The sequence below is a fragment of the Saccharothrix sp. NRRL B-16314 genome (genome assembly GCF_000716595.1).
In the GTDB taxonomy this organism is placed as follows: Bacteria; Actinomycetota; Actinomycetes; order Mycobacteriales; family Pseudonocardiaceae; genus Actinosynnema.
On record NZ_JNXC01000031.1, the window covers coordinates 67,105 to 89,943 of the forward strand.

21 protein-coding genes are annotated in these 22,839 nt (G+C 71.9%); 5 read left to right on the plus strand and 16 right to left on the minus strand.

Going from position 1 to position 22,839, the window contains the following annotated elements; translation table 11 throughout:
* Positions 1–1,131: a hypothetical protein gene (locus OQ02_RS31940; protein WP_033442366.1), complete on the plus strand. Its 1,131-nt coding sequence runs from the start codon at positions 1–3 to the stop codon at positions 1,129–1,131.
* Here OQ02_RS31940 and OQ02_RS31945 read toward each other — a convergent pair.
* From OQ02_RS31945 to OQ02_RS31985, 9 genes are read right to left on the minus strand one after another with little or no spacing between them, the layout of a single operon-like run.
* Positions 1,100–3,025 (minus strand): anthranilate synthase family protein, encoded by a 1,926-nt coding sequence (locus OQ02_RS31945; protein ID WP_033442367.1) that lies wholly within the window; start codon positions 3,023–3,025, stop codon positions 1,100–1,102. The two genes, OQ02_RS31940 and OQ02_RS31945, sit on opposite strands and share 32 nt — an antisense overlap.
* A complete protein-coding gene (locus OQ02_RS31950) occupies positions 3,022–3,663 on the minus strand; it encodes an isochorismatase family protein (protein WP_033442391.1) in 642 nt (213 codons plus the stop codon). The genes OQ02_RS31945 and OQ02_RS31950 overlap by 4 nt, the downstream gene beginning before the upstream one ends.
* A gap of 26 nt (positions 3,664–3,689) precedes the next feature.
* Positions 3,690–4,460, minus strand: a complete 771-nt coding sequence (locus OQ02_RS31955) for a 2,3-dihydro-2,3-dihydroxybenzoate dehydrogenase (RefSeq protein ID WP_033442368.1) — start codon at positions 4,458–4,460, stop codon at positions 3,690–3,692.
* A gap of 42 nt (positions 4,461–4,502) precedes the next feature.
* Positions 4,503–6,347, minus strand: coding sequence for an asparagine synthase (glutamine-hydrolyzing) (gene asnB / locus OQ02_RS31960; protein WP_033442369.1), 1,845 nt, complete (start codon positions 6,345–6,347; stop codon positions 4,503–4,505).
* A gap of 59 nt (positions 6,348–6,406) precedes the next feature.
* Positions 6,407–7,147: an SDR family oxidoreductase gene (locus tag OQ02_RS31965; RefSeq protein WP_033442370.1), complete on the minus strand. Its 741-nt coding sequence runs from the start codon at positions 7,145–7,147 to the stop codon at positions 6,407–6,409.
* A complete protein-coding gene (locus OQ02_RS31970) occupies positions 7,144–7,407 on the minus strand; it encodes an acyl carrier protein (protein WP_033442371.1) in 264 nt (87 codons plus the stop codon). The genes OQ02_RS31965 and OQ02_RS31970 overlap by 4 nt, the downstream gene beginning before the upstream one ends.
* Before the next feature lie 36 nt (positions 7,408–7,443).
* Positions 7,444–8,364: a beta-ketoacyl synthase N-terminal-like domain-containing protein gene (locus OQ02_RS31975; protein ID WP_033442372.1), complete on the minus strand. Its 921-nt coding sequence runs from the start codon at positions 8,362–8,364 to the stop codon at positions 7,444–7,446.
* Complete coding sequence (locus OQ02_RS31980; protein WP_033442373.1) at positions 8,361–9,494, minus strand: beta-ketoacyl synthase N-terminal-like domain-containing protein; 1,134 nt, start codon at positions 9,492–9,494, stop codon at positions 8,361–8,363. Before OQ02_RS31980 ends, OQ02_RS31975 begins: the two co-directional genes overlap by 4 nt.
* The gene (locus OQ02_RS31985) at positions 9,491–11,263 is read right to left on the minus strand and encodes an AMP-binding protein (RefSeq protein ID WP_051773050.1); all 1,773 of its coding nucleotides are present in this window, start codon (positions 11,261–11,263) and stop codon (positions 9,491–9,493) included. The genes OQ02_RS31980 and OQ02_RS31985 overlap by 4 nt, the downstream gene beginning before the upstream one ends.
* Before the next feature lie 242 nt (positions 11,264–11,505).
* Between OQ02_RS31985 and OQ02_RS31990 the strand changes: the two genes are divergently transcribed.
* Positions 11,506–13,191, plus strand: coding sequence for a class I adenylate-forming enzyme family protein (locus OQ02_RS31990; RefSeq protein WP_033442375.1), 1,686 nt, complete (start codon positions 11,506–11,508; stop codon positions 13,189–13,191).
* A complete protein-coding gene (locus tag OQ02_RS31995) occupies positions 13,188–13,631 on the plus strand; it encodes a hotdog fold thioesterase (protein WP_231500313.1) in 444 nt (147 codons plus the stop codon). The genes OQ02_RS31990 and OQ02_RS31995 overlap by 4 nt, the downstream gene beginning before the upstream one ends.
* A 40-nt stretch (positions 13,632–13,671) precedes the next feature.
* Here the strand turns inward: OQ02_RS31995 and OQ02_RS32000 are convergent, their stop codons facing one another.
* Positions 13,672–14,127, minus strand: coding sequence for an RrF2 family transcriptional regulator (locus OQ02_RS32000; protein WP_033442376.1), 456 nt, complete (start codon positions 14,125–14,127; stop codon positions 13,672–13,674).
* Between the two features lie 105 nt (positions 14,128–14,232).
* On the opposite strand from OQ02_RS32000, the gene OQ02_RS32005 reads away from it, so the two are divergent.
* Positions 14,233–15,684, plus strand: a complete 1,452-nt coding sequence (locus tag OQ02_RS32005) for an MFS transporter (RefSeq protein ID WP_081916089.1) — start codon at positions 14,233–14,235, stop codon at positions 15,682–15,684.
* A gap of 93 nt (positions 15,685–15,777) precedes the next feature.
* On the opposite strand, the gene OQ02_RS41515 is transcribed toward OQ02_RS32005, so the two are convergent.
* The 6 genes from OQ02_RS41515 to OQ02_RS32035 form a co-directional block, all read right to left on the minus strand.
* Entirely contained in the window at positions 15,778–16,410 is a 633-nt protein-coding gene (locus tag OQ02_RS41515) for a helix-turn-helix transcriptional regulator (protein ID WP_197043590.1), read from the minus strand.
* Between the two features lie 558 nt (positions 16,411–16,968).
* Positions 16,969–17,796: a peptidoglycan DD-metalloendopeptidase family protein gene (locus OQ02_RS32015; protein ID WP_033442377.1), complete on the minus strand. Its 828-nt coding sequence runs from the start codon at positions 17,794–17,796 to the stop codon at positions 16,969–16,971.
* 113 nt (positions 17,797–17,909) lie between these two features.
* Positions 17,910–18,569, minus strand: coding sequence for a hypothetical protein (locus tag OQ02_RS32020; protein ID WP_033442378.1), 660 nt, complete (start codon positions 18,567–18,569; stop codon positions 17,910–17,912).
* A 69-nt stretch (positions 18,570–18,638) separates the two neighbouring features.
* Positions 18,639–19,289, minus strand: a complete 651-nt coding sequence (locus OQ02_RS32025) for a response regulator (RefSeq protein WP_442973701.1) — start codon at positions 19,287–19,289, stop codon at positions 18,639–18,641.
* A complete protein-coding gene (locus OQ02_RS32030) occupies positions 19,274–20,371 on the minus strand; it encodes a hypothetical protein (RefSeq protein ID WP_231500314.1) in 1,098 nt (365 codons plus the stop codon). Before OQ02_RS32030 ends, OQ02_RS32025 begins: the two co-directional genes overlap by 16 nt.
* The gene (locus OQ02_RS32035; protein ID WP_231500315.1) at positions 20,364–21,545 is read right to left on the minus strand and encodes a sensor histidine kinase; all 1,182 of its coding nucleotides are present in this window, start codon (positions 21,543–21,545) and stop codon (positions 20,364–20,366) included. The genes OQ02_RS32030 and OQ02_RS32035 overlap by 8 nt, the downstream gene beginning before the upstream one ends.
* 635 nt (positions 21,546–22,180) lie before the next feature.
* On the opposite strand from OQ02_RS32035, the gene OQ02_RS32040 reads away from it, so the two are divergent.
* A partial coding sequence (locus OQ02_RS32040; RefSeq protein WP_231500316.1) for an RICIN domain-containing protein occupies positions 22,181–22,839 on the plus strand: 659 nt, incomplete at its 3' end.

Sequence of the window (22,839 nt, forward strand, 5' to 3'; positions counted from 1 at the left end):
GTGGAGTCGTGGACGACAGCGCGGCGCTGGTTCGGCGCGCACCTGGAGACCGCGGCGTGGGAGGCGGTGGGCGCGGCCACCGCGGACAACCACATCGTCGCCGCCGCGCGGGCGGTGATGGCTGCCGGCGGTGTCGACGCGGTCGGGACAGCGGTCGGAACAGCGGCGACGCCGCCGACCTGGGACGCGCTGCTGGCCGGTTCGGTCGACTGGGCGGACCTGCTCGACCGGCCGGAACTCGCCGGCTCACCGCACCCGGCGTGGCGGCACGTCGGCGCCGCCGCGTTCCTGCACGCCGGGCGGAGCGGCCTGTTGGCGGGCGAGGTGCCGCCGTGGCCGGCCGAGCAGGTCGACGCCGTGGTCCGGTTCGGTCTGCGGGCCGGCTGGTTCTCGTCGGGGACGTCGGTCCGGGCGAGCGACGAAGTGGTCGCTATGGCCGGGGGCTCCCTGTCGTGGTTCGGCCGCCGCCTCCGCTTCGAGCTGGACTGGTTCTGGCGACCGGCGGGGGCCGCCGCCGACGCGGCGCGCACCGGACGTCCGGCCGCGACGTTCGGTTCCCCCGGCCCGGGAGCCGCGGCTTTCCGCGCCGCCGCGGCGCGGATGAACCTGCCGGCGGCCCACCTGCGCCTGCGGGCCGCCCAAGCCGTCGCCAAGGTGGTCGGGCCGGCGGCCGGCGTGCTGCTCCTCGGCGCCGCACCCGGCAGCTGGGACACGCTGGGCCCGACCGTCGTCGTGGACTACCCGTCGGTGCGCGCCGTCGTCCCGTCGGAGCACGTCGACTGGGTGGGGCAGGCGCCGACGGACACACCTCCGGAGGGCCGGTTCGACGTGGTGGTGGCGCACGAAGTCCTGCACGTCGCGCCCGTCTCACCGACCTGGGTGGCCGAAGTGGTCGACCGGGTGGCCCCCGGAGGCTGTCTCGTCGTCGTCGAGCCGCTGGTCGCCGACCCCCTCCCGCTCGCGGACGCCTCGACCGCGTTCAAGCTCGCGCTGACCGGCGGCGGCCGGCTCCGGACCCGTGACGAGGTGGCCCGGATGCTCAAGCCGCACGGCTTCGCGTGCTCGGCCGTGAAGCAGGTCGCGGGCATCCGCTTCGTGGTCAGCCGGGCGTCACCGCGTCGGCGGACGTGAGCACGGCGGTGAACAGGCGGGCCAGGACGTCGGCGCCGTTGGTGGTCAGGATCGACTCGGGGTGGAACTGGGTGGACGCGAAGAACGGTCCGCGCAGGGCGTCCACCTCGCCGGTCCGGGCGTCCCTCGCCACCTGGACGGTGAACCCGTCGCACAGCAGCACGTCGGTGTCGCTGCGCGCGGCGTAGGTGTTGTAGAAGCCGACTCGCTCGACGTCGCCGAACAGGTCGATCTCGCGCTGGACGCCCTGGTTCGGCACCTCCCGGCGGACGACTTCCAGGCCGAGGCGTGAGCTGAGCACCTGGTGGCTCAGGCACACGGCGAGGAACGGTCGGCGCTGGGCCAGCAGCCGGTCCACCGCGGCGCGCAGGTGGGCGGTGCGCCGCTCGTCGTCGGCCGTCGGGTTGCCGGGTCCGGGGCCGAGCACGACCAGTTCGTACTCCCGCGGGTCGTACGGCTCGTCGAACCGGCGGACGGTCACGTCCAGGCCCGCCGACCGCAGCAAGTGGTCGATCATCGCGGTGAACGTGTCCTCCATGTCCACGACCAGCGCGCGCCGACCGGCCGCCACGGGCACCGGCGCCGCGCGATCGTCGGCGTCCGTCAGCCAGAAGTCGGCGAGCGTGAGGTTCCGCCGGGCCAGGGCGGCGCGGATCTCCGGGTCGGCGGCGAAGGACGCCCGGGACCGGGCCGGGGCCGCCGACGTGACGCGGCCGTCGGCCTGGAGCGGGGTGAGCAGGCTCGCGGCCTTGGCGCGGGTCTCGGCGGTCTCGGAGACGGGGTCCGAGTGGCGCACGAGGGTCGCGCCGACGGCGATGCCGAGGTGGCCGGTCCGGTCGATGTCGGCGGTGCGGATGAGGATCGCCGAGTCCATGACGTCGTCGTCGTGCTCGTCCACCCCGATGAGCGCCACGACACCGCTGTAGTACCCGCGACCGGCCGGCTCGTGCCGGGCGATCACCCGGCAGGCGTTCTCCAGCGGGCTGCCGGTGACGGTCGGCGCGAACATCGTCTCCCGCAGGATGTCCAGCGGACCGCGGGTGGTTCGCCCCTCGATGAGGTACTCGGTGTGCGCGAGGTGGGCCATCTCCTTGAGGAACGGGCCGACGACCCGCCCGCCGCGGTCGCACAACCGGGCCATCATCTTCAGTTCCTCGTCCACCACCATGTACAGCTCGTCGGTCTCCTTGCGGTCGGCCAGGAACGCGAGCACCTCCTCGCGGGTGGGGCCGCCGGGCGGGTACCGGTAGGTGCCGCTGATCGGGTTCATCACCGCGACGCCGTCACGCAGGCTGACGTGCCGCTCCGGGGTCGCCCCGACCAGCGTGCGGTCGCCGGTGTGCACCACGAACGTCCAGTAGGCGCTCTGCTCCCGGCCGAGCAGGCGGCGGAAGAACGACAGCGCGCGGTGCGGGCCGTAGTCGGCGATGTCGGCCGTGTACGACCGCTTCACCACGAAGTTCGCGCCCTCCCCCGTCCCGATCTCCTGGGCCACGACCCGCCGGACGATCTCGGCGTAACCGTCGTCGTCCGGCTCGTAGCGCCCGTTCTCCAGGTGGATCGGCACGTCGGGCAGCGCGGCGGTCACCTCGGCCAGGGTCAGCGTGGTCTGCTCGGTGACGGTCATCGCCACCAGCGGGGTGCCGTCGTCCACGCACCGGTAGCCGCGCTCGGCGATCTGCCGGTACGGCACGAGCACCAACGCGCTGTGCCCGGCACGACGCGGCCCAGCAGAAGCAGACCGGGTCGGCGTCGGCACGGCGGCGAGCGCGTCCGGGGTGGTGACCTCGCCGATGACGAGGTCGACGGTGTCGGCACCCGCCGTGGCCGGGCGGTGCACGAGCGCGAACGGCGGCGGCTGGTCCGCCAGCACCCGGGCGAGCAGCGGGTTCATGATCGTTCGTCCATTCGGGCCAGCAGTCCCTTGGCGGTGTCCACGACCGCGCACCGCCGCGCCGCGTACTCCACGGCCATCCGGTGGTGCTCCTCGGTGAAGTCGGCGACGGCGTCGGCGGCCAGGAACGTCTCAATGTCGTTGGTGAACGCCTCGACCGCCGTCATCAGCACGCCCACGTGCGCGTACACACCGCACACCACGAGCTGGTCCCGACCCGCCGCGCGCATCCGCTCCAGCAGGTCCGAGCGGAAGAACGCGCTGTAGCGCCACTTCGTGAGCAGCCAGGCGTCGTCGTCCGGCGCGAGCTCGTCCACGATCTGCCGGTCGACCGGGTCGACCCGCATCCCCGGACCCCAGAAGTCCTTGAGCAGACCGCGTTGCTCTTCGGTCATCCCGCCCGGCTGGGCGGTGTAGGCGACCGGCACCCCGAGTTCGCGGCAACGCCGGTGCAGGGCCACGCAGTTCTCCACCAGCTCCTGGCGCAACGGCTCGGCGAACGGGCGCAGGAAGTACCGCTGCATGTCGTGCACCAGCAGGACCGCGCGGCCGGGGTCGACGCGCCAGGGCGCGGTGTTGCCGGGCAGGTCGCCCGCTGTGGGCATCGGGTACGGCTCGATCGCAGGGATGCCGCTCATGATCATCCTTCCTGGACTGTTCGTGGTCACGTGCCGAGCGTGGCGCCGCCGTCGACGGTCAGCTCGTGCATCGTGATGTGCCCGGCGTGGTCGGACAGCAGGAAGGCGACCGCGCGGGCGACGTCGACGGGCAGGCCGAGCTTGCCCAGGGGGATGCCGTTCTTGTAGCTCTCCAGGCTGCCGCCGATGGTGTTGCGCGCGCCGTCGTCGTCGTGCCACATCGACCGCAGCATCGCGGTGTCGGTGGAGCCCGGCGCCACCACGTTGCACCGGATGCCGTACTTGGCCACCTCCAGGCCGAGGCACTTGGTGTACATCGTGGTGGCGGCCTTCGACGCCGCGTACGCCGCCATCGACACCCGGGGCGTGTGCGCCGCGTTGGACGCCACCGTGACCACGGCGCCACGTGCGCGCGGCACCATCCGGTTCACCACGGCGCGCGACACGTGGAACACGCCGGTGGTGTTGACCGCGAACGTCTCCGCCCAGTCCACGTCGGTGATGGCGCGGGCCTCGGCCAGCCGCAGCACGCCCGCCGCGTTGACCAGGAAGTCGACCGGGCCGAGCGCGACCTCGACGGCCTCGACGACCTGCTCCACCTCCCCGGCGCGGGCCACGTCGACCGGGAACGCCTCCACCCGCAACCCGTCCGCGGTCATCTTGTCCACGACTTCGCGCAACGCCACGGCGTCGCGGTCCAGCGCCGCGACCGCGATGCCGTCCTCGGCCAGTGCCCGGACCACGGCCGTCCCGATACCCCCGGCGGCGCCCGTGACGACGCCGACCTTGTTCTGCATGTGAGTGTTCCCTCCACGTAGGCCGCGCGGTGGACGAGCGGGTCAGTCCAGGATCAACTCGGGGCGGTACAGGTCGAACCAGGCGTCGAAGTCGAGCACCCGGTCGAGGTTGGTGCGGGTCGTCGGCGGCATGGTCGCCGGGTCGAGCTCGACCGTCGCCTGCAACCAGGAGCGCTCCACGAGGGCGAACACCGGGTTGTCCGGTGACAGCAGCAACTCCTTGGCCTGCTGCTGGAGCGCCGCCGCGTACTGCGGGTCCTGGGTGGACGGGTACGGGCTCTTGACCCGGTCGGCCACCGACTGCGGCAGCACGTGCCTGGTCGCCTCGCGCAGCAGGGACTTCTCCCGGCCGTCGAAGGACTTCAGCGACCACGGCGCGTTGTAGACGTACTCGACCAGCCGGTGGTCGCAGAACGGCACCCGGACCTCCAGGCCCACGGCCATCGAGGCGCGGTCCTTGCGGTCGAGCATGATCCGCACGAAGCGCTGCAGGTGCACGTAGGACATCGTGCGCATGGTGCGTTCCAGCTCGCTGTCGCCGTCGAGGTGGTCGACCTCGGCGACGGCGGTGGCGTACTGGTCGGCGATGTAGCCCTCGACGTCCAGCGCGGCGGCCAACCCGGCGGGCAGGTGGTCTGGTTTCGTGTTGAGCGGGCTCGGCGCGGCCACCCAGGGGAACGTGCCCGCCCGGCGCACCGCGTCCAGGTGGAACGAGCGGTAGCCGCCGAACACCTCGTCGGCCGACTCGCCGGACAGCGCCACCGTCGATTCCTCGCGGATGGCCTTGAACAGCAGGTACAGCGAGGTGTCCATGTCGGACAGGCCGACCGGGATGTCGCGGGCGGTGATCATCGCGCGGCGGATGTCGGGATCGGTCAGGTCGCGGGCGTCCAGCACGATGTCGCGGTGCTCCGTGCCCACGTGCCGCGCCACGTCCCGGATGTAGGGCGAGTCGGGCGTGTCCCGCATGACGTCGGGGCGGAACGCCTCCTCCTGCCCGGCGAAGTCGACCGAGAACGTGCGGACCCGCTCGCCTTCCTCCGCCAGCACGTTCGCGGCCAGGCCGGTGATGGCGCTGGAGTCCAGGCCGCCCGACAGCAGCACGCAGCGCGGCACGTCGGCCACGAGCTGGCGGCGGACGATGTCGTCCATCAGCTCGCCGACCCGCGCGATCGTGGCGTCCCGGTCGTCGGTGTGCTCGGCGGTCCGCAGCTCCCAGTACCGGCGCGTGCGGATGCCGCTCGCGTCCACGGTGACCACGGCGCCCGGCGGCACCTCGGTCATCCCCCGCCAGAGCGACCACCCCGGTGTCTTGACCCACCCGAACAGGCCGCGCAGGCCGTCCAGGTCGACCGCCCGGCCCGCCAGCGGGTTGGCCAGGATCGCCTTGGGCTCCGACCCGAACAGCACGCCGTCCGCGGTCGGGTAGTAGTACAGCGGTTTGACGCCCAGTCGGTCGCGCACCAGGTACAACGCCCGCTCGTGCGAGTCCCACACGGCGAACGCGTACATCCCGTTGAGGTGCTCGGCGACCTTCACCCCCCACTCCAGGTAGCCGTTGAGCACCACCTCGGTGTCGCTGTCGGTGCGGAACCGGTGGCCCCGGCGGCGCAGCTCGGCGCGCAGCTCGGTGAAGTTGTAGGCCTCGCCGCTGTAGGTCAGCGCGACCTCGCGCCCGCCGTCGGGCGTCCGCCACGTCATGGGCTGGACGCCGCCGGGCAGGTCGATGATCGCCAGCCTGCGGTGGCCGAGGGCGACGTGGTCGCGCACCCACGCGCCCGAGTCGTCCGGGCCTCGGCACGCCATGGTGGCGGTCATCGCCGCCACGGTGTCGTGTTGGGTGGTCAGGTCGGTCTGGTAGCCGACCCAGCCGGTGATGCCGCACATGCGCAGTCAGCCCCTTGCCGGTCGTGTCGTGACTGGGTAGCACCGTCCACTCGGGACGGTCATGGGACGAGGCCGCCGTCGACGCCGATGACCTGGTTGGTGATGTAGTTCGCGCGCGGCGAGACCAGGAACGACACCAGGTCGGCGACCTCCTCGGGGGTGCCGGCGCGCCCGATCGGCACCCGCTTGAGGTGCCGGGTCCGGTCCCGGTCGGAGAGGCCCGCGGTCATGTCGGTGGTGATGAACCCCGGCACGACCACGTTGGCGCGCACGCCGAACGGGCCGCACTCCTTGGCGAGGGCGCGGGTGAAGCCGATGATCCCGGCCTTGGACGCGGAGTAGTTGGTCTGACCGGCGTTGCCGTGCACGCCCGCCACCGACGACATGGTGACCACGGACCCGCGCGAGCGGGACATGAACGAGTAGACCGCCGCGCGGCACACGTGGTAGGTGCCGGACAGGTTGGTGTCGATCACCTGCTGCCAGTCGTCGTCGGCCATCCGCGCCAGCGCGCCGTCCCGGGTGACGCCGGCGCAGGTGACCACCGCCTCCAGCGGACCGAGCTCGTCCTCGGCGGCGGTCACGAAGTCGCGGCACTGCGCGGCGTCCGCCACGTCGACGGCCTTGGTCAGCACCCGCGCGCCCGCTTCCCGCGCCAGCGCGGCCACCTCGTCGGCGGCGTCGGGCCGGTGGTGGAAGCAGAACGCGAGGTCGAAGCCGTCGGCGGCCAGGCGGGTGACCACGGCCCGGCCGATGCCGCGCGACCCGCCGGTGACCAGCGCCACCGGTCGACCGGTCACGAGTCCGCTCCGCGCTTCGAGAGGACGAGGTCGCGGACGTCGGCGAAGGAGTCGACCGCCTTGAACTCCTCGTCGGTGACCTTGATGCCGTAGCGCTTCTCCAGGTTGATCACGATGTGCATGGCGCTCAGCGAGTCGACTTCGAGCTCGTCGACGAAGTGCGCGTCGTCGGTGACCTCGGCGACCGGCAGTTCCAGGATGTCGGCGATCAGCTCCCGCAGGTCCTCGGCGTCCTCGGCGAGCCGCTTGTCGTCGGCCATGGTGGGTCTTCCTCTCGGGTGTCGCGGGGTTCCGGATCAGCGAACCGGTGCGGCGAGCAGCAGGGCGGCGGTCTCGTCCGCGCCGGTGATGGTGGCGAGGGCGGGCCGGGCGGGGTCTTGGTCGAGGTGGGCCGCGGCGGCGGCGCACTGCAGGACGCCGAGCGCGCCGGAGCACCGGCCCAGTCGCGCTTCGAGGTCGAACCGGTCCACATCGGACAGTCCGGCCGCCGGCGCGTCGTCGTTGGTGAGCCACAGGCCGGGTTCGGCCCGGTCCAGCGCCTTGGCGATCACGGCGTCGCGGTCGACCCCGTAGCCGTAGCCCTTCAGGACGGCGCGTGGCCGTGCTCCGCGTCCGGCGGAGGCGTCCTCCAGCACGAGCGCGACCGCGCCGTCCACGACGCCCGCGCCGACGAACTTGGCCACCACGCCGTCCGCGGGCTCGACACCGACCACCACGGCCACTTGCGCGCGGCCGGCGGCGATCAGGGTGTGCGCCCAGTGCACCGCGTCCAGTCCGCCGGTCTCGCCGTTGCACAGGGTCAGGTTCGGCCCGCGCAGGCCGTACCGGATGGCCACCGCGCCGGCGATCACGTTGCTGGAGGTCTGCGGCAGCACCAGCGGGTTCAGCGCCTCGACGGTCTCCTCGGCGATCAGGTCCGCCATCCGGCACACGCTGTCGAGGTTGCCCAGGTTGGAGCTGACGACCACCGCGATGGCGTCGGGTGACACGGTGAGCGCGTCGTCCTGGTCGAGCAGGTCGGCGTCGCGCAGCGCCGGTTCGACGGCGCGCAGCGCGAGCCTGGTGGCCCGGTCCTTGTGCCGCAGGTCCCGGCCCACCAGCGCCTTGGTCGGGTCGAACCCGCCCTCGCGCCGGGCGCCGAGCAGTTCGTCGGCGGCGGTCAGGCCGGCCACGGCGAGGCCGGTGCCGGTGAGCGCCACCTCGGTGCGCGTCTTCATCGTGCCGCCTCCAGGATCGCCACCGCGTTGATGCCGCCGAAGCCGAACGCGTCGACCTGGGCGGTGCCCACCCGTGCGTCCAGCGCGGTGTCGCGGACCAGCCGCAGACCGGCGGCCTCGTCGATGGGGTCGTGCAGGCCGAGCACCGGCGGCACCCGGCCTTCGCGCATGGCCAGGGCCGCAACCACGAGGCTGAGCAGGCCGGAGCCGCCGAGCGTGTGCCCGGTCATCGACTTCACGGCCGTCATCAGCGGCCCCCCGCCGGTGTCGGCGAACACCTCGGCGAGCACGCCCGCCTCGGTCTCGTCGTTGCGCGGGGTGCCGCTGCCGTGCAGCATCACCAGGTCGATGTCCCCCGGCTCGACGCCGGCCCGCCGGTGGGCGTCACGCATCACCGTGGTCACGGCCGACGCGTCGGGCGCGGTGGCGTGGAACCCGTCGCAGTTGACGGCCACCGAACGGACCTTGGCCCGGACGCGGGCGGTGTCCGCGCCCGCGCGGCGCACCACGACCGCGACGGCGCCCTCCCCCATCACCATGCCCGCGTGGGACTTGTCGAAGGGCCGCAACGAATCCGGCGTCTCGTTCTGGACCCGGTCCAGGGTGCCGAAGGCGCTCTCGGTGATGGAGTCGGTGCCCGCGACCACGACGGTGTCGGCCATGCCCAGCTCGATCATGTCGGTGGCCATCGCCAGCGCGTACAGCGCCGCGGCGCAGGCGTTGGCGAAGGTGTACGTGCGGGAGAAGCCGAACTCGGCCCGCAACGCCCGCCCGAAGTCCAGGTCGACGGGGTCGAACTCGGCGCCCTCGCGCCACCACAGCTCGGCGCTGCGCTGCTCCCGCAACGTGGTGCCGACCAGCACGGGCACGTCGCCCAGGTCGTCCAGCCCGGCGTCGGCGACCGCCTGCGCGACGGCCGTGTGCAGCCAGGAGGAGGCGCGCAGCACGGTGTCCTTGCCCGGTTCGGGCCGGTCGTCGATCTCGTAGGCGTGCCGCATCCGGTACTTGCTCGCGTCGAAGGCCCGCAACGGCGCACGGACGTCGCGCGCGGCGCACAGGGCGGTGTAAATCTCCTCGGGGTCCGCGCCGACGTTGGCGACCGCGCCCCATCCGGTGATGTCCCAGCTCACGTCCGAGTCACCCGTTCCCTCAGCTTGTACTTGGCGACCTTGCCGGTCGTGGTGACCGGCAGGGTGTCGAGGAACTCCAGCCGGGCGGGCCGCTTGAAGGCGGCCAGCTCGGTGCGCAGCCGGCCGCGGATCGCGCGGCGGACGTCGTCCTCGGTGGCGCCGGCCGCGGGCACCACGTAGGCCACCGCCTGTTCCAGTCCGTGCTCGTCCGCGCCGCCGACCACCGCGCACTCGCGCACGCCGTCGGTGCCGCGGATCACCGTCTCGATCTCGGCGGGCGCGACCTTGTAGCCGCCGAGGTTGAGGATGTCGTCGGCGCGGCACAGGTACTCGAAGACGCCGTCGGCGGTGCGGCGCACCAGGTCTCCGGTGTAGGCGCCGCCGTCGGCGAACGTCTGCGCCGCGGCGTCCGGCTGGCCGACGTACCCCAGGGCGACCGTGGGGCCCGCGATGTGCAGGCGGCCCGGCTTCCCGTCGCGCACCGGCTCGCCGTCCTCGTCGCGGACGGTCGCGGTCACGCCCGGCGCGGCCACGCCGACCACCCCGTGCGGCGGGCGGTCCGAGGGTGAGGCCAGGACGACGTGCATGACCTCCGTGGCGCCGAGGCAGTTCATGAACTGCGCGCCGAACGCGGCCTCGATGCGCCGGCTCAGCTTCGGCGGGCAGTTCTCCCCGGCCGACACGCAGAGCCTCGGCGAGTCGAACGCGGCGGGCTCCTGCTCGGCCGGTTCCACCAGGTCGGCGTAGAACCGCGGCACCGAGCAGAGGACGGTGGGCCGGTGCCGGCGCAGCGCCGCGGTCACCGCGTGCCGGTCGACCGCGCCCCGGATGAGCACGACACCGGCCCCGGCCGAGAGCGCGCACAGCACGGAACTGCCGAAGCCGTAGCCGAAGGACAGCCGCGCGGTCGCCAGCACCAGGTCGTCCGGGCCGATGCGGTCGACGCTGCCGAAGCCGTCGAGCATCGCCGCGACACCGCCGGCGCTGTGGCGCACGCCCTTGGGCATCCCGGTGCTGCCGGACGTGTACTGCACGAGGGCTTCGTCGCCCGCCGCCCGCGTGGACGGCTCGGGCGAAGCGGTCGGCGCCGCCGCCAGGAGCTCGGCGCGGACCTCGTCGCCGGTGCGGACCAGCTGCCAGTCGCGGGCCTCGCGCAACGCGGAGTGCTTCGCCGCGGGCAGGTCCAGGTGCACCAGCCGCGCGTCGCTGTCCTCGGCGACGTAGCGGAGTTCGGCCGCCGTCAGCACGGGGCTGACCAGCACGGGGACGCAACCCGCCCACCACAGCCCGAGCACGGCGACCACGGTGGCCACCGAGTCCTCGGCGACGACCAGCCCGCGGACGCCCGGTCCGACGCCTTGGGCGCGCAGGGCTTCGCCGTAAGCGCCGACGGCGGCGTGCAGCCGGGCGTAGTCGACGTCGCCGACGTCGGGGTCGACGTAGGCGCGGCGGCCACCGGCCCCGGCCCGGACGTGGCGGCCGACGAGCAGGTCGACCAGGTCCACCTCCGGCGCCGGCGTTCCGGTCCGGTGGGCCAGCAGCGCGGCCACGTCGTCCACGTTGCGGACCGAGGTGGCCTCGGCGTCGCCGATCGACACCCCGAACTCGCGTTCGAACCGGGTGATCATGGCGACCTTCTCCAGCGAATTCGCGCCGAGTTCGTCGTAGAAGGAGGCGTCGAAACCGATCTGGTCGGCCTCCATTTCCAAAATGGAGGCGACGATCTCACGAACACGGTCACGGGTTACGGGATTGCGGTCGGGCGACATTGCGATGAACTCCTCGTCGCGGTCCCGAACACGGCCGGGAAGACGGCAAGCGTCTGCGATGAGCAGGAAAAGCCGCTCGGGATCGAAGCTACACGGCCAGGTCAGGGCCGGACACTACCTGGACAGGTAGACATCGCCTACCAGAGCGAGTAGTTCCGAATTCGCATATTTCCGGTACCTTCCGATGGCGGCCATGGCCGACCCCGGCGGAATTCATCACCACATCCGAGGCAAGGTGGACAATGGGACCGAGTCACCGCACGATGATCGACCCGAAGCTGCGCACCGAGCTCGCGGAGCGCACTGATTTCGGCGGCGGGAACGCCTGGCGCGTCGCGCTGGAGTCGAGCCCTTCGCCGGACGCGACGCTGGTGCGCACCGATCGGCCGTTGGTGGACCGGGACGGGCGGGATCGCACCGAGTTCAGCATCCGCGCGCTGGTCGACCTGGCCGACGCGTGGTCGGCCTGGTACCTGGCCCAGGGCGTCGGCCCGCGCGACCGGGTCGTGGTCTGGCTCGACGACTCGTTCGAGGACCAGGTGCAGCTGGCCGCGCTGGCCCAGATCGGCGCGATCGGCGTGCTGATCAACGGCCGGATGCCGGCGGACATGGCGCTGGGGCTGGTGCGCCGCACCTCGCCGGTCGGTATCTACACCGACGAGCGGCACCGCCCCATGGTGGACGACGGTCAGCTGCCGGACGTGCGGTGGGTGCGCACGCGCGCCGAGATCGGCGCGCTGACGGCGACCCTGCCGGAGTCCGCCCGCTACCACCACGCCGACGACGACCCCGTGGTCATCTGCCACACGTCCGGCACCACCGGGAACCCGAAGCCGGTGATCTGGGCGCACCGGCAGAGCGTGGCCGGGGTGCAGTACCGGCTGGCGAACTACCCCGAGCCGGACGACGCCGTGATGCTGTCGGCCGCGCCGCACTCGCACTCGGGCGCCATCGCGTTCACGCTCTACGTGCTGATCGCCGGGGTGCCCCTGGTGGCCGTCTCCGACATCACCGGTGAAGGGCTGGCGCGCGGTATCGCCGAGCACCGACCGTCGGCCGTGCTGTCCTTCAACCAGACGTTGGTGGAACTGCTCGACACCGACCCCGATCCGGCCGACCTCGCGTCGGTGGCGGTGTGGGTGAGCATCGGCGACTCGGCGCACGACGCGCACAACCGGGCGTTGATCCGGTTCGGCAGCCAGGTGGTCGACGGCGAGCGGGTGCCCGGCTCGATCGTGGACGACGGCCTGGGTTCCTCGGAGCTGGGCTGGGCCGCGCTGCGGCACGTCGTCGCCGCGGACACCCCGCCCGACCCCCGCCACCTGGGCACCGTGGTGCCGATCGCGGAGGTGGCGGTGCTGCGCCCGGACGGCACCGAGGCCGACGCCGACGAGGTCGGCCTGCTCGGCGTGCGCAGCCCGTCGCTGGCGCACGGCTACTGGAACGACTCCGACACCACGTACCGCAGCCGGCTGTCGGGCTACTTCCTGTCCGGTGACCTCGTGTACCGGACGGAGGACGGCAACTACTACCAGGTGGACCGCGCGGTGGACGCGATCCGCACGGAGCACGGTGACGGCTACTCCATCCTGATGGAGGAAGTCCTGCTGCTGAACCTGCCCGAGATCGTGGACTGCGCGGTGGTCGCGGGGCGGCACGAGGGCGCGACGGTGCCGGTGGCCGTGGTGCGCCCGCGTGACGACGGCGCCCCGACCGACCTCCTGCCGCGGGTGAACAAGGTCCTGCGGGAGGCGGGTCAGCCGGAGGTGGCGGTGCTGGAGCTCGCGCAGTCCGAAGAGGACATCCCGCTGGGCGCCACCGGCAAGATCCTCAAGCGGCGGATGCGGGACAAGTACGCGGACCTGGCGACGTACCTGCCGACGCGCACGGCCGCGACCACGGCGACGACCCTCGGCGGGTCGGCGTGACCACGACGACCGGACCGAACTGCATGGACGTGGCCGAAGAGGTCAACCGCGCCGGCGTGACGACCCTCGCGGAACGGCTGGGCATCCGCTTCCTGACCGCGTCCGCGGAACTCGTGGTGGCGACCATGCCCGTGGCGGGCAACACCCAGCTGCACGGGATGCTGCACGGCGGCGCGTCGGTGGCGCTGGCGGAGTCGCTGGGCTCCATCGGCGCCGCGCTGCACGCCGGTGAGGGCCGGATGGCGCTGGGCGTGGACATCAACGCCACCCACCACCGCGCCGTCCGCGGCGGCATCGTCACCGGCACCGCCAAGCCGCTGCTGCTCGGCAGGTCGATCGCCACCTACGAGGTGGTGATCCACGACGAGGAGGGCGCCCGCGTGTGCACCGCCCGGATCACCTGCGCCATCCAGCACAAGGGCCGCCGGCCGCGCCACTGATCCGCGGCACTGATCCGCGCACTGATCACCGCCGGACCGATCACCGCGGGGAGCGGGCCAGGGCTCCCTCGGGCAGGCGTTCGAGCAGTTCGGCGACGGTGACCCCGCGCAGCGAGTCCCGCCAGGCCTGGTGCGCGGCGGTCATCACGGAGTTGACGGTGCACGGCGTGGTGCACAGTTCCGGCGGAGCGGCGCCGCGCCCGCGCCGGCGGATCTCCTGGCAGGTGAACGGCGGCGCGGAGCCCTCCACCGCCTCCACGACGTCCAGCGCCGTGATGTCCGCGGCCGGGCGGGCCAGCCGGAACCCGCCGTTGGGCCCGGAGGTGGACTGGAGGATGCCCGCCCGCACCATCGAGTGCAGGTGTTTGACCAGGTAGGCCTCGGGCAGGTCGTACTCGGCGGCCAGCTTCTGCCGCGACACCGGCGGACCGTCGGGCGTGACCGCCAGCAGCACGGCGCAGTGCAGGCCCCATTCGACACCACGGGAGAGCTTCACGGTGACAGCTTAACCGCCCTATCGTGGACATTGAATGTCTTCTATAGTCGGCCGCGTTCGAAGATCCTCCGCCCGGCTCGGACCGGGCCAGCGTGAAGGAGCGTCATGACCAAAGCCGTCTCCCAGGGACCTGCGGAGGTGACCAAGTCCCGGAGCAACTACGCGGTGATGCTCGTCGTGCTGCTGTCGGCGACGTTCATCGTGCAGTTCGACTTCTTCGTGGTGAACGTGGCGGCCCCGTCGCTCAGCGCGGACCTCGGGGCGAGCGCCGCGGCCTTGGAGCTCATCGTCGGCGGCTACGCGTTCGCCTATGCCAGCGGGATGATCACCGGCGGTCGGCTCGGCGACCTCCACGGTCACCGCAAGCTGTTCGTGATCGGCGTGATCGCCTTCACGATCACGTCGCTGCTGTGCGGCATCACGGTCACCGCCGAACAGCTGGTGCTGGCACGGCTCGCGCAAGGCCTGGCCGGTGCGCTGATGGTGCCGCAGGTGCTCGCCGTGATCACGTCGGACTTCCCCGCCGAGGCGCGCGGTCGGGCGTTCGCGGGCTACGGCATGGCCGCGGGCCTCGGCTCGATCGCCGGGCAGGTGCTCGGCGGCGCGATGGTGCAGGCCGACCTGTTCGGGCTCGGCTGGCGGCTGATCTTCCTGATCAACGTGCCGATCGGCATCGTGACGGCGATCGCCGCGGCGCGCGTGCTGCCGGAGAAGCGGGACAACCCGCAGACCGGCCTGGACCCGCTCGGCGCGCTCGGCCTGTCCGCCGCGCTGGCGTTGCTGCTGGTGCCGCTCGGCATGGGCCACAGCGCGGGCTGGCCCGCCTGGACGTGGATCTGCATGGCGCTGGCCGTCCCGGTCGCCGCCGCCACCCTGCGCTGGGAGCAGCTGCTCGGCCGTCGCGGCAAGAGCCCGATGCTGGACCTGGCGCTGTTCCGGGTGTCGTCGTTCCGCGCGGGCCTCATCGCCGGTGTCGCGTTCAACATGTACTTCGGCAGCCTGATGTTCACCCTCACCCTGCTGTTGCAGTCGGGCCTGAACCTCAGCCCGTTCATGGCCGGTGTGGTGTTCTCGCCGATGGGCGTGTTCTTCTCGCTCAGCGCCATGTACGGCGGCAAGCTCACCGCCCGGTTCGGGATGAACTCGTTGGTGTGGGGCAGCCTGGTCACCGCGGTGGGACTCGTGCTGCTCGCCGTCGGCCTGAACGTGTCCGGGCCCGACGTCGGCCTTGCCTGGCTGCTCTTCTGCCTGGCGCTGGTCGGCCTGGGCAACGGCGCGGTGCTGCCGTCGCTGATGGGCGCTTCACTGCTCAAGGTCCAGCCGCAGTCCGCGGGTGTGGCGTCCGGCGTGCTGACGACGTCCCAGCAGTTCGCGATCTCCGGCGGTGTCGCGGTGATCGGCGCGCTCTACTTCGGCCTGATCGGCGACCGGACGGGCGGCGCCGTCCACGCCTCGGCGATGCAGTGGGCGCTGTGGATCAACCTGGTGCTGGTGTTCGCGGTGATCGGCATGGTGCTGGTGCTGAAGCGGATCGAGAAGGAGACGCAGGCTTCCTGAGGACGGGCTCCGGTCCGGTGGTGCACTCCGCTTCCGGTCCGGTGGTGCAGTCGGACTCCGGTCCAGTGGCGCTCGCCGCTGGACCGGACCCGTTCACGCGCCGACGATCCCGGTCCGCACCGCGTACGCCGCGGCCTCGGCCCGGTTGCGGACCTGCAACTTGCGGTACGTGTTCTTCAAGTGCCACTTGATGTTGTCCGACGTGCAGCACAGGGTGCGCGCTATCTCGGAGTTGAGCGCCCCGTCGCACACCTGCTCCAGGATGTCCCGCTCGATAGGTGTCAGCATCGGGTCCGGGGTGGGCGACCGGGACAGGAAGCGCACCAGGCCACCGCCCAGCCTCGGCGGCAGCCAACTGCCGTCGCGATGGGTTTCCACCACCGCCAACGCCACCTCGTTCACGTCGTCGGACGACGCGAAGCCGCGCACACCGATCCTCGCCGCGGCGTAGACCTGGTCGTCTCCCATCCGTTCGGCCACGAGGACGACTTTGGCGTTCGCGCCGATCACCAATCGGAGCACCGGATCGGTGACGTCCGACTCGGCCATCAGCACCACCGCAACGTCGCATTTCGCCCGACGCAGGTCGGCCGGACGGACGGAAGTGCCCGACCTGCCCGTCAAGCGCAGCACGACCCGCAACCCCGACCGCTCCGCCAGGTCGTCCGCCAGGTCGTCGCCCGATTCGGAATCCGTGCACACCACAGCTGTTCGGATGTCACGCATGTCCCCCAGCCCTCGAGTCATTCGGCCGTGGACGGCCACCGGTGTTCCGCCGACCGCCCGGCACCACAGTGCTGTCGAAGTTCACAAATCGTGGATGGATGTAACCTGATCATCACGATGAACGGCATCCGCCAGATGCCGCAGGGCCGGGGCGGCTCTCGGCAGCACACACCGAACAGTGATCGACCTGGTAGTCCGTTCGATGGACGTCACGACCCGGAGCACCCGATCCCGGTGCCGGTGATCAACACATCGTGAGGGAGAAGAAGGCGGGGAAACACCTGGACGGAGCAGTCCGGGCGAAACACGGACGCTTCAGCTTCCCGAAATGCGGCACAATACAATCCGGTATCCCGAACGCGTTGCCGGGTGGCCGCAGCCACCCGGCAACGCTCGCCGCACCATTTACCGCGCGGCACCGATCCGCCTGACCACCGGGGCGATCCGCGCACCGACCCCTCGGCGGTCACCGACCCGAACCCCGCTGTTCACCACGATCCGGTGGACAAATTCGTCAATGAACAACGCATCACCGCGTGCTTTTGCGAATCGCCGCTTTCAGTCGTACTTGTCCTGGTTGAGGAATCGGGCGAAGCCGCGCCAGGAGTTCGGTCCCATCACGCCGTCGATCGGGCCGGTGTAGCCCCACCGCGCGGCCAGCCGCTGCACCGCCGCCCACGTGTTCGCGCCGGGCACGCCGTCGATCGGACCCGTGTAGCCGTACGCGCGCATCGCCCGCTGCAACGCCGAATAGGTGTTCGCGCCCGGCACGCCGTCGATGGGGCCGGTGTACCCCTGCTCGATCCGCAGCCAGTTCTGCGCGCGCATCCACATGATCTGGCCGGGGATGCCGTCCTGCTCCGTGGTCGTCTTCGGCAGACCCGTGCCGCCGCCCAGGAACGTCAGCGGGTTGATCCGCGTGCCGCTCGGGTCGATCATGTGCCAGTGCAGGTGCGGGCCGGTGGACGAGCCCGACCCCGGTGCGCCGGCCGCGCCGCCGGACAGCCCCACGACTCCGCCCATGCCCACCCGCGTGCCGTTGGCCAGCAGGAACTGCGACAGGTGCAGGTACTGGGTGCGGTAGCCGTTGTCGTGCTGGATGGTGACGGTGTGGCCACCCGTGCCGTTGTACGGGATGTTGGTGACCACACCTCCACCCGCCGCCGGCAGGCGCGTGCCGACGGACATCCCGTAGTCGATGCCGCCGAGCGAACCGCGATCGAGGTGTTCCTGCCAGGTACCGGTGATCCGGTAGGCGGTGAACGGGTGGTAGAACCCGGCCGGCGCGGCGACGGCCGAGCCCGCGCCGACGCCGACCGCGGTGACGACACCCGCCGCCACCGTTCCGTGCAACAAAACCCGCCTGCTGATCCCGTCGTTGGTCATCGACCGACTCCCGCGTTCGAGGGGTGTGTGAGGCCGAACGTTAGGGACAGCGCGAACCGCCGGCGTGGTGCGTTCGACCGACGGCCGTCCGGGTGACCTCGCCGAGGCCGGGTCTACTTCTTCCAGGTGATCGGGGACTTGAGGTAGTCGTCGCCCCGGTCGTACGTCGCGCCCGAGACGCCGGCGCCCTCGCGGGCTCCCTGGAGGACGCAGGTCTCGTACTTCGCCCCCGCGGTGGTGAAGTCGCGGCCGGACGTCTCCGACTTGCACTGCGCCGTCTCGCCGCTGATGATCACGCCGGTCGACTTGCCGTCCGCGCCGATCGCCCGCATGCTCACCGACGAGTGCGAGAGGTCCGTGCCGCCGACGTTCTCCACGGAAACCCTGATGTAGTAGGGCGTGATGCCCTTGGCCTTCTCGCCGAACGCGCTCAGGTCGGCGTTGGCGCCCTGGTCGATCGCGGTGACGACGAGCGCGATCGTGCCGGTCTTGTCGTTGCCGTACTTGAACGGCACCACCGCGCGCTCGCCGACCTTGAGGGTCGAGCCGGGCGGGGTGACGTCCCCGGATGGTGCCTTCGCGTTCGACGACTCGGCGGTCGGCTTGGCGCTCGACCGGGCGGTCGACCTGGCCGTCGACTCGGTCGACTCCTCGCTCGACGTCGGTGCGGTGGACGCGGGCAGTGCGGTGCCCGAGGTGCTCGCACCACAGCCCGAGAGCAACAGGGCGACCGCGCCCACGGCAGTGATCAGTGCGCCATTGACGTGCAGCATGCCCGCACCCTATCCGCTGTCCGGCGGGTCACTGTGGTCCGTTCGCACCACAGTGACGGGCATCCGGTTTCACAGGTCGTCCAGGTGGACCAACCCGTCCTGGATCGCACGCGCCACCAGCGCGGCTTTGGTCGGCGCTTCACGCCCGCTCATCGCGTACTTGAGCCTGATCCGCTCCAGGTGGGAGTTGACCGTGCTCAGCGAGATGCCCAGCTGCTGCGCCACGAAGTCCTTGGACTCGGACTGGAACCACTGGACCAGCACCTCGGTCTCCCGCGCCGACAACGCCGGCCGGTGGGCGGAGCGGTCGCCGGCGAGTGCGCCCGCCAGCGCCGGCGGCGTGTACGGCAAGCCGGCCGCCGCCGCTCTCGTGGCCTGGAGGATGTGCTCGGCGCCCTCGGCCTTCGTCAGGTAGCACAACGCGCCCAGTTCCAGGCACTGCAACGCGATGTCGTCGTCCGCGCGCATCGAGTAGACGACGACGCGACGCCCGGCCTGGACCAGTCGGCGCAGGTCGCCCAGTGCCGGGTTCGGTCCGCTCAGGTGCAGGTCGAGGATGACGACGTCGGCCTCCGCGCCGTCACCGACCCAGGCGACGCCGACGTCCTCACCGGCGGCGGCCACCCGGATCGGCGGCGTGCCGGACGACAGCCAGTGCGCGACACCGGCCCGCACCGCCGGGTGGTCGTCCACGACCACGGCACTCAGCTGCTGGTCCACCGCCACCTGGCCTCCACTCGCACGTGCTCGCCATAGGTTCCGCAGTCGATCTCGACCCGCGGCGAAGCGGCGGCGTCCACCTCGACACCGGCATCCGTGACCACCGCGACCCGCACCTCGTCGTCGGTGCGCAACACGCTCACCCGCGCGCGCGCCCGTGCCGCCGACAACGCGGTGACGACCGGAGCGGTGAGGTCGCGGCGCACGTCCGCCGGCACCGGCGTGGCCGTGCCGCTGACCGCGAGGGACACGTCGACACCGCGCTGCTCGGCCAGGTCGACGCACGCGGCGACCTCGTGCACCAACGGGTCGGGGACGTCGTCGTTCTCGGCGAACAGCCTGCGCAGCTGGGTCGCCGCGAGCGCGCACCGCCGCCGGGTGTCGTCGTCGCGCGGGTCCAGCACGCCGTCGGCCAGGTCCGCCAACAACGGCAGCGTCACGCCCAACCTTCCGGCGAAGGCGCTCCGCTGCCCCTGCTCCCACTGCTCGGCCAACGCCACCCTGGTCACCATCCGGTCCCGCTCGGCGGCCACCTCCATCGCCTGGCGGGTGCTGCGGCGCAGCATCTCCGTGATCATCAGGACGCCCAGTTGCACGCTGACGGTGCCGAGCGCGACCGTGCCGGCGGCGCCGATCTCGGCCGGCCCCGGCAGTCCCGGCTGCAGGAACTGGACGACGTTCGCCGTCAGGTGCACGGCCACCGCGGTGACCAGCAACGCGACCCGGTCCAGCAGGAGCAGCACCAGGACCCACCCCGCCTGACCGAACGACCAGTGCGGTCCGCGGAAGAACCCGTCCGGCGGCAGAACGGCGGTGGCGGCGACCGAGGCGGTCAGCACGACCACCGTGCCGACCACCACGACGCCGAGCGGCAGCGGCTTGCGGCGCACCACCCACACGGCGCAGGTGGCGGTGATGGCCGACATCGCGGTGAACGCGGTCACGGCGACCCACGTCGGCCGGTACTCGTTCTCCACGAGCCGCGCGAGGTCGAGCCCGAACGGCACCACGACGGCGACGCAGAGCAGCGCGATCCGCATCGTGGCGTGGACGTGGTCGGCGGCGGCGCGGCTCTCACCCAACGGGCCACTCCAATCGCACGGACGTGCCCTCGCCGGGGCGCGAGGTGACGGCGGCGCTGCCACCGACGGCGGTCATGCGTTCGACCACCGAGCTGCGGATGCCACGGCGGAGGTGCGGCACTTCGTCGGGGTGGAACCCCTTTCCGGCGTCCTCGACCTCCACCACGACGCGCTCGCCGTCACCGCGGACGCTGAGCACGGCGTTCCGGACACCCGCGTGGCGCTCGACGTTGGCCAGCGCCTCACGCACCGCGCGCACCAAAGCGAGCGCCACCGACGCGGGCACCACCGCCCCTTGGTGCCAGCGGGCGTCGACGGTCAGCGGACCGCGCTCCACGACGGCGCGCAGCGAGGTGGTCAGGTCGACCGGGCTGTCCTGCGTCGTGGCGCCGCCCGACGAGCCCGTGAGCACGGCCAGGTCCTGGCGCGCGTACCCGGCGACCTGCGCGGGATCGGTGTCCCGGCCGTGCACCGCGACCAGCAGGAACGTCGCCGAGGCCGTGTCGTGCAGCAGCGCGAGGTACTCCCGTTCCCGCCGGTGCCGTTCCAGCGCCACCGCCTCGGCCCGTTCCAGTGCCGCCCGGCGTTCCCGCAACTCGTCCACGCGCCGGCTCGACCGCCGCATCAGCACGAAGGCCAGGCGCGTCAGACCGACCTCGACCACCAGCCGGAGGGCGGTCGCGCCGCCGTCGCCGAGGCCGATCACCGCGAGGTCGACCGCCAGGAGCCCGGCCGTGGCGGGCAACGCGACCTTCGGCGACCACTCCCACTGGAAGGTGATCGCCGTCGTGGTCAGCGCGTTCAGCGCCCACTGGTTGGGATGACCGCCGGTCCACTCCTGGGCGGCGCAGATCGCCGCGACCCGTCCCACCGCGAACGCGAGCACCAGCGGCCTCGCCCGACCCGACGCCCCGAGCCGGAAGTCCACCACGGCTCCGACCACGACCAGGCCGAGCAGCGCGAACCCGAGCGGCAGGACGTCACCGGGGACCGCCAGGAGCCCGAAAACGCTGATCAGCACCAGTCCGACGCCGCGAACGGGTGCGGCGAACTTGCGTGCGGCGGCCAGGAACTCCGCTTCCACGCTGCCCCGCGAACCCGGCGACACCGGCCCGTTCGGGCGGCGCGACGTGGACGGCCTCACCACCGGTCCGGGAGCGGTTCCGACAGCCACCCGCAGACCCTAACAACGCAGTACAGCCCCGCGCGTCGGTGCCGGGAGGCGGACCTCGGTCGATCACCCGTTCCAGCAACCGCCGCCCGCTACGGCGAACAGCGGCGCGCGTCCGTCCGCCCGAGTACGGCACGGCCAACGCGCTGCGCGCGTACTTCCGCTTTCGCCGGCACGGTCCGGACTGGCTCTCCACCGCCACTGCGGGGCTGAATGCGACGACCGGTGTGCCATTTGTTCACAAGTGTGATCGACACCCGCCCATTCTGTTCACGAGTATGACCGCCCCCATTGATCCCGCAGCGGGCGGATGATCGGACGCGGTGCCGCTCACCTCGGCGTTCGATTGCATTCGACGCTTACCTTGCCCTGGACCGGAAAACCCCTGTTGACCAGCCACTTCCGAACCATCTAGCATCCGGCAGGAAAGCGGTTTCCGGCACGATGACGTGAGGAAGCACCTTGGACGCGCGGTTTTGGTCGTCGCGTGCCGGTGGATTCATGGCCACCGGCTTCCACCTCGCGTGAATAGTCGCCAGCACCAGTTCCGACGTCCGGGTCGGTCAGAAGCGGAGTTGTCAATGAATGTTCAACCTCCTATCACGCGGGCCGCACGGCCGCGCAACGCGCGATGGCGCGTGGGACTGGCCGCCGCGGCGGGCGTCACGGCGCTGGCCGCCACGCTCGTCGTGTGGCCGATCACGACCGCGTCGGCGGCGATCGGCGCGGGCACGTACACGGTGAAGAACGCGGGCAGCGGGCACTGCCTCAACGTCCCCAACGCGACCACGGCCACGGGCGTGCAGCTCCAGCAAGCGGCGTGCGACACCGCGAGCAGCCAGCAGTGGAAGCTGACGGCGGTCAGCGGCGGGTACCAGATCAGCTCGGTCGCCACGGGCCTGTGCGTCGGCGTGCAGGACGCGTCGACGTCGGCGGGCAAGGCGATCCAGCAGGTCGCGTGCACCGGCGGCGCGGGTCAGACCTGGACGTTGACCGCGAGCGGCAGCAACTACCGCGTGGTCGACACCAACAGCACCAAGTGCATGAACCTCAAGGACAACTCCACGTCCGTGAACGCGTTGGTGCAGACCAACTCCTGCGACAGCGTGGCCACCAAGCAGTGGACGTTCACGTCGGTGAGCGGCGGACCGACCTCGACGTCGACGTCCACCTCGACGTCCACCTCCACGTCGACCACCACCACGACCACGACTCCGGGTGGTGGCGGTGACGGCAGTGGTTCGTGGCCCAGCGACACCGGCAGCGTGCACCAGACCACCACCAAGAACACCGGCAC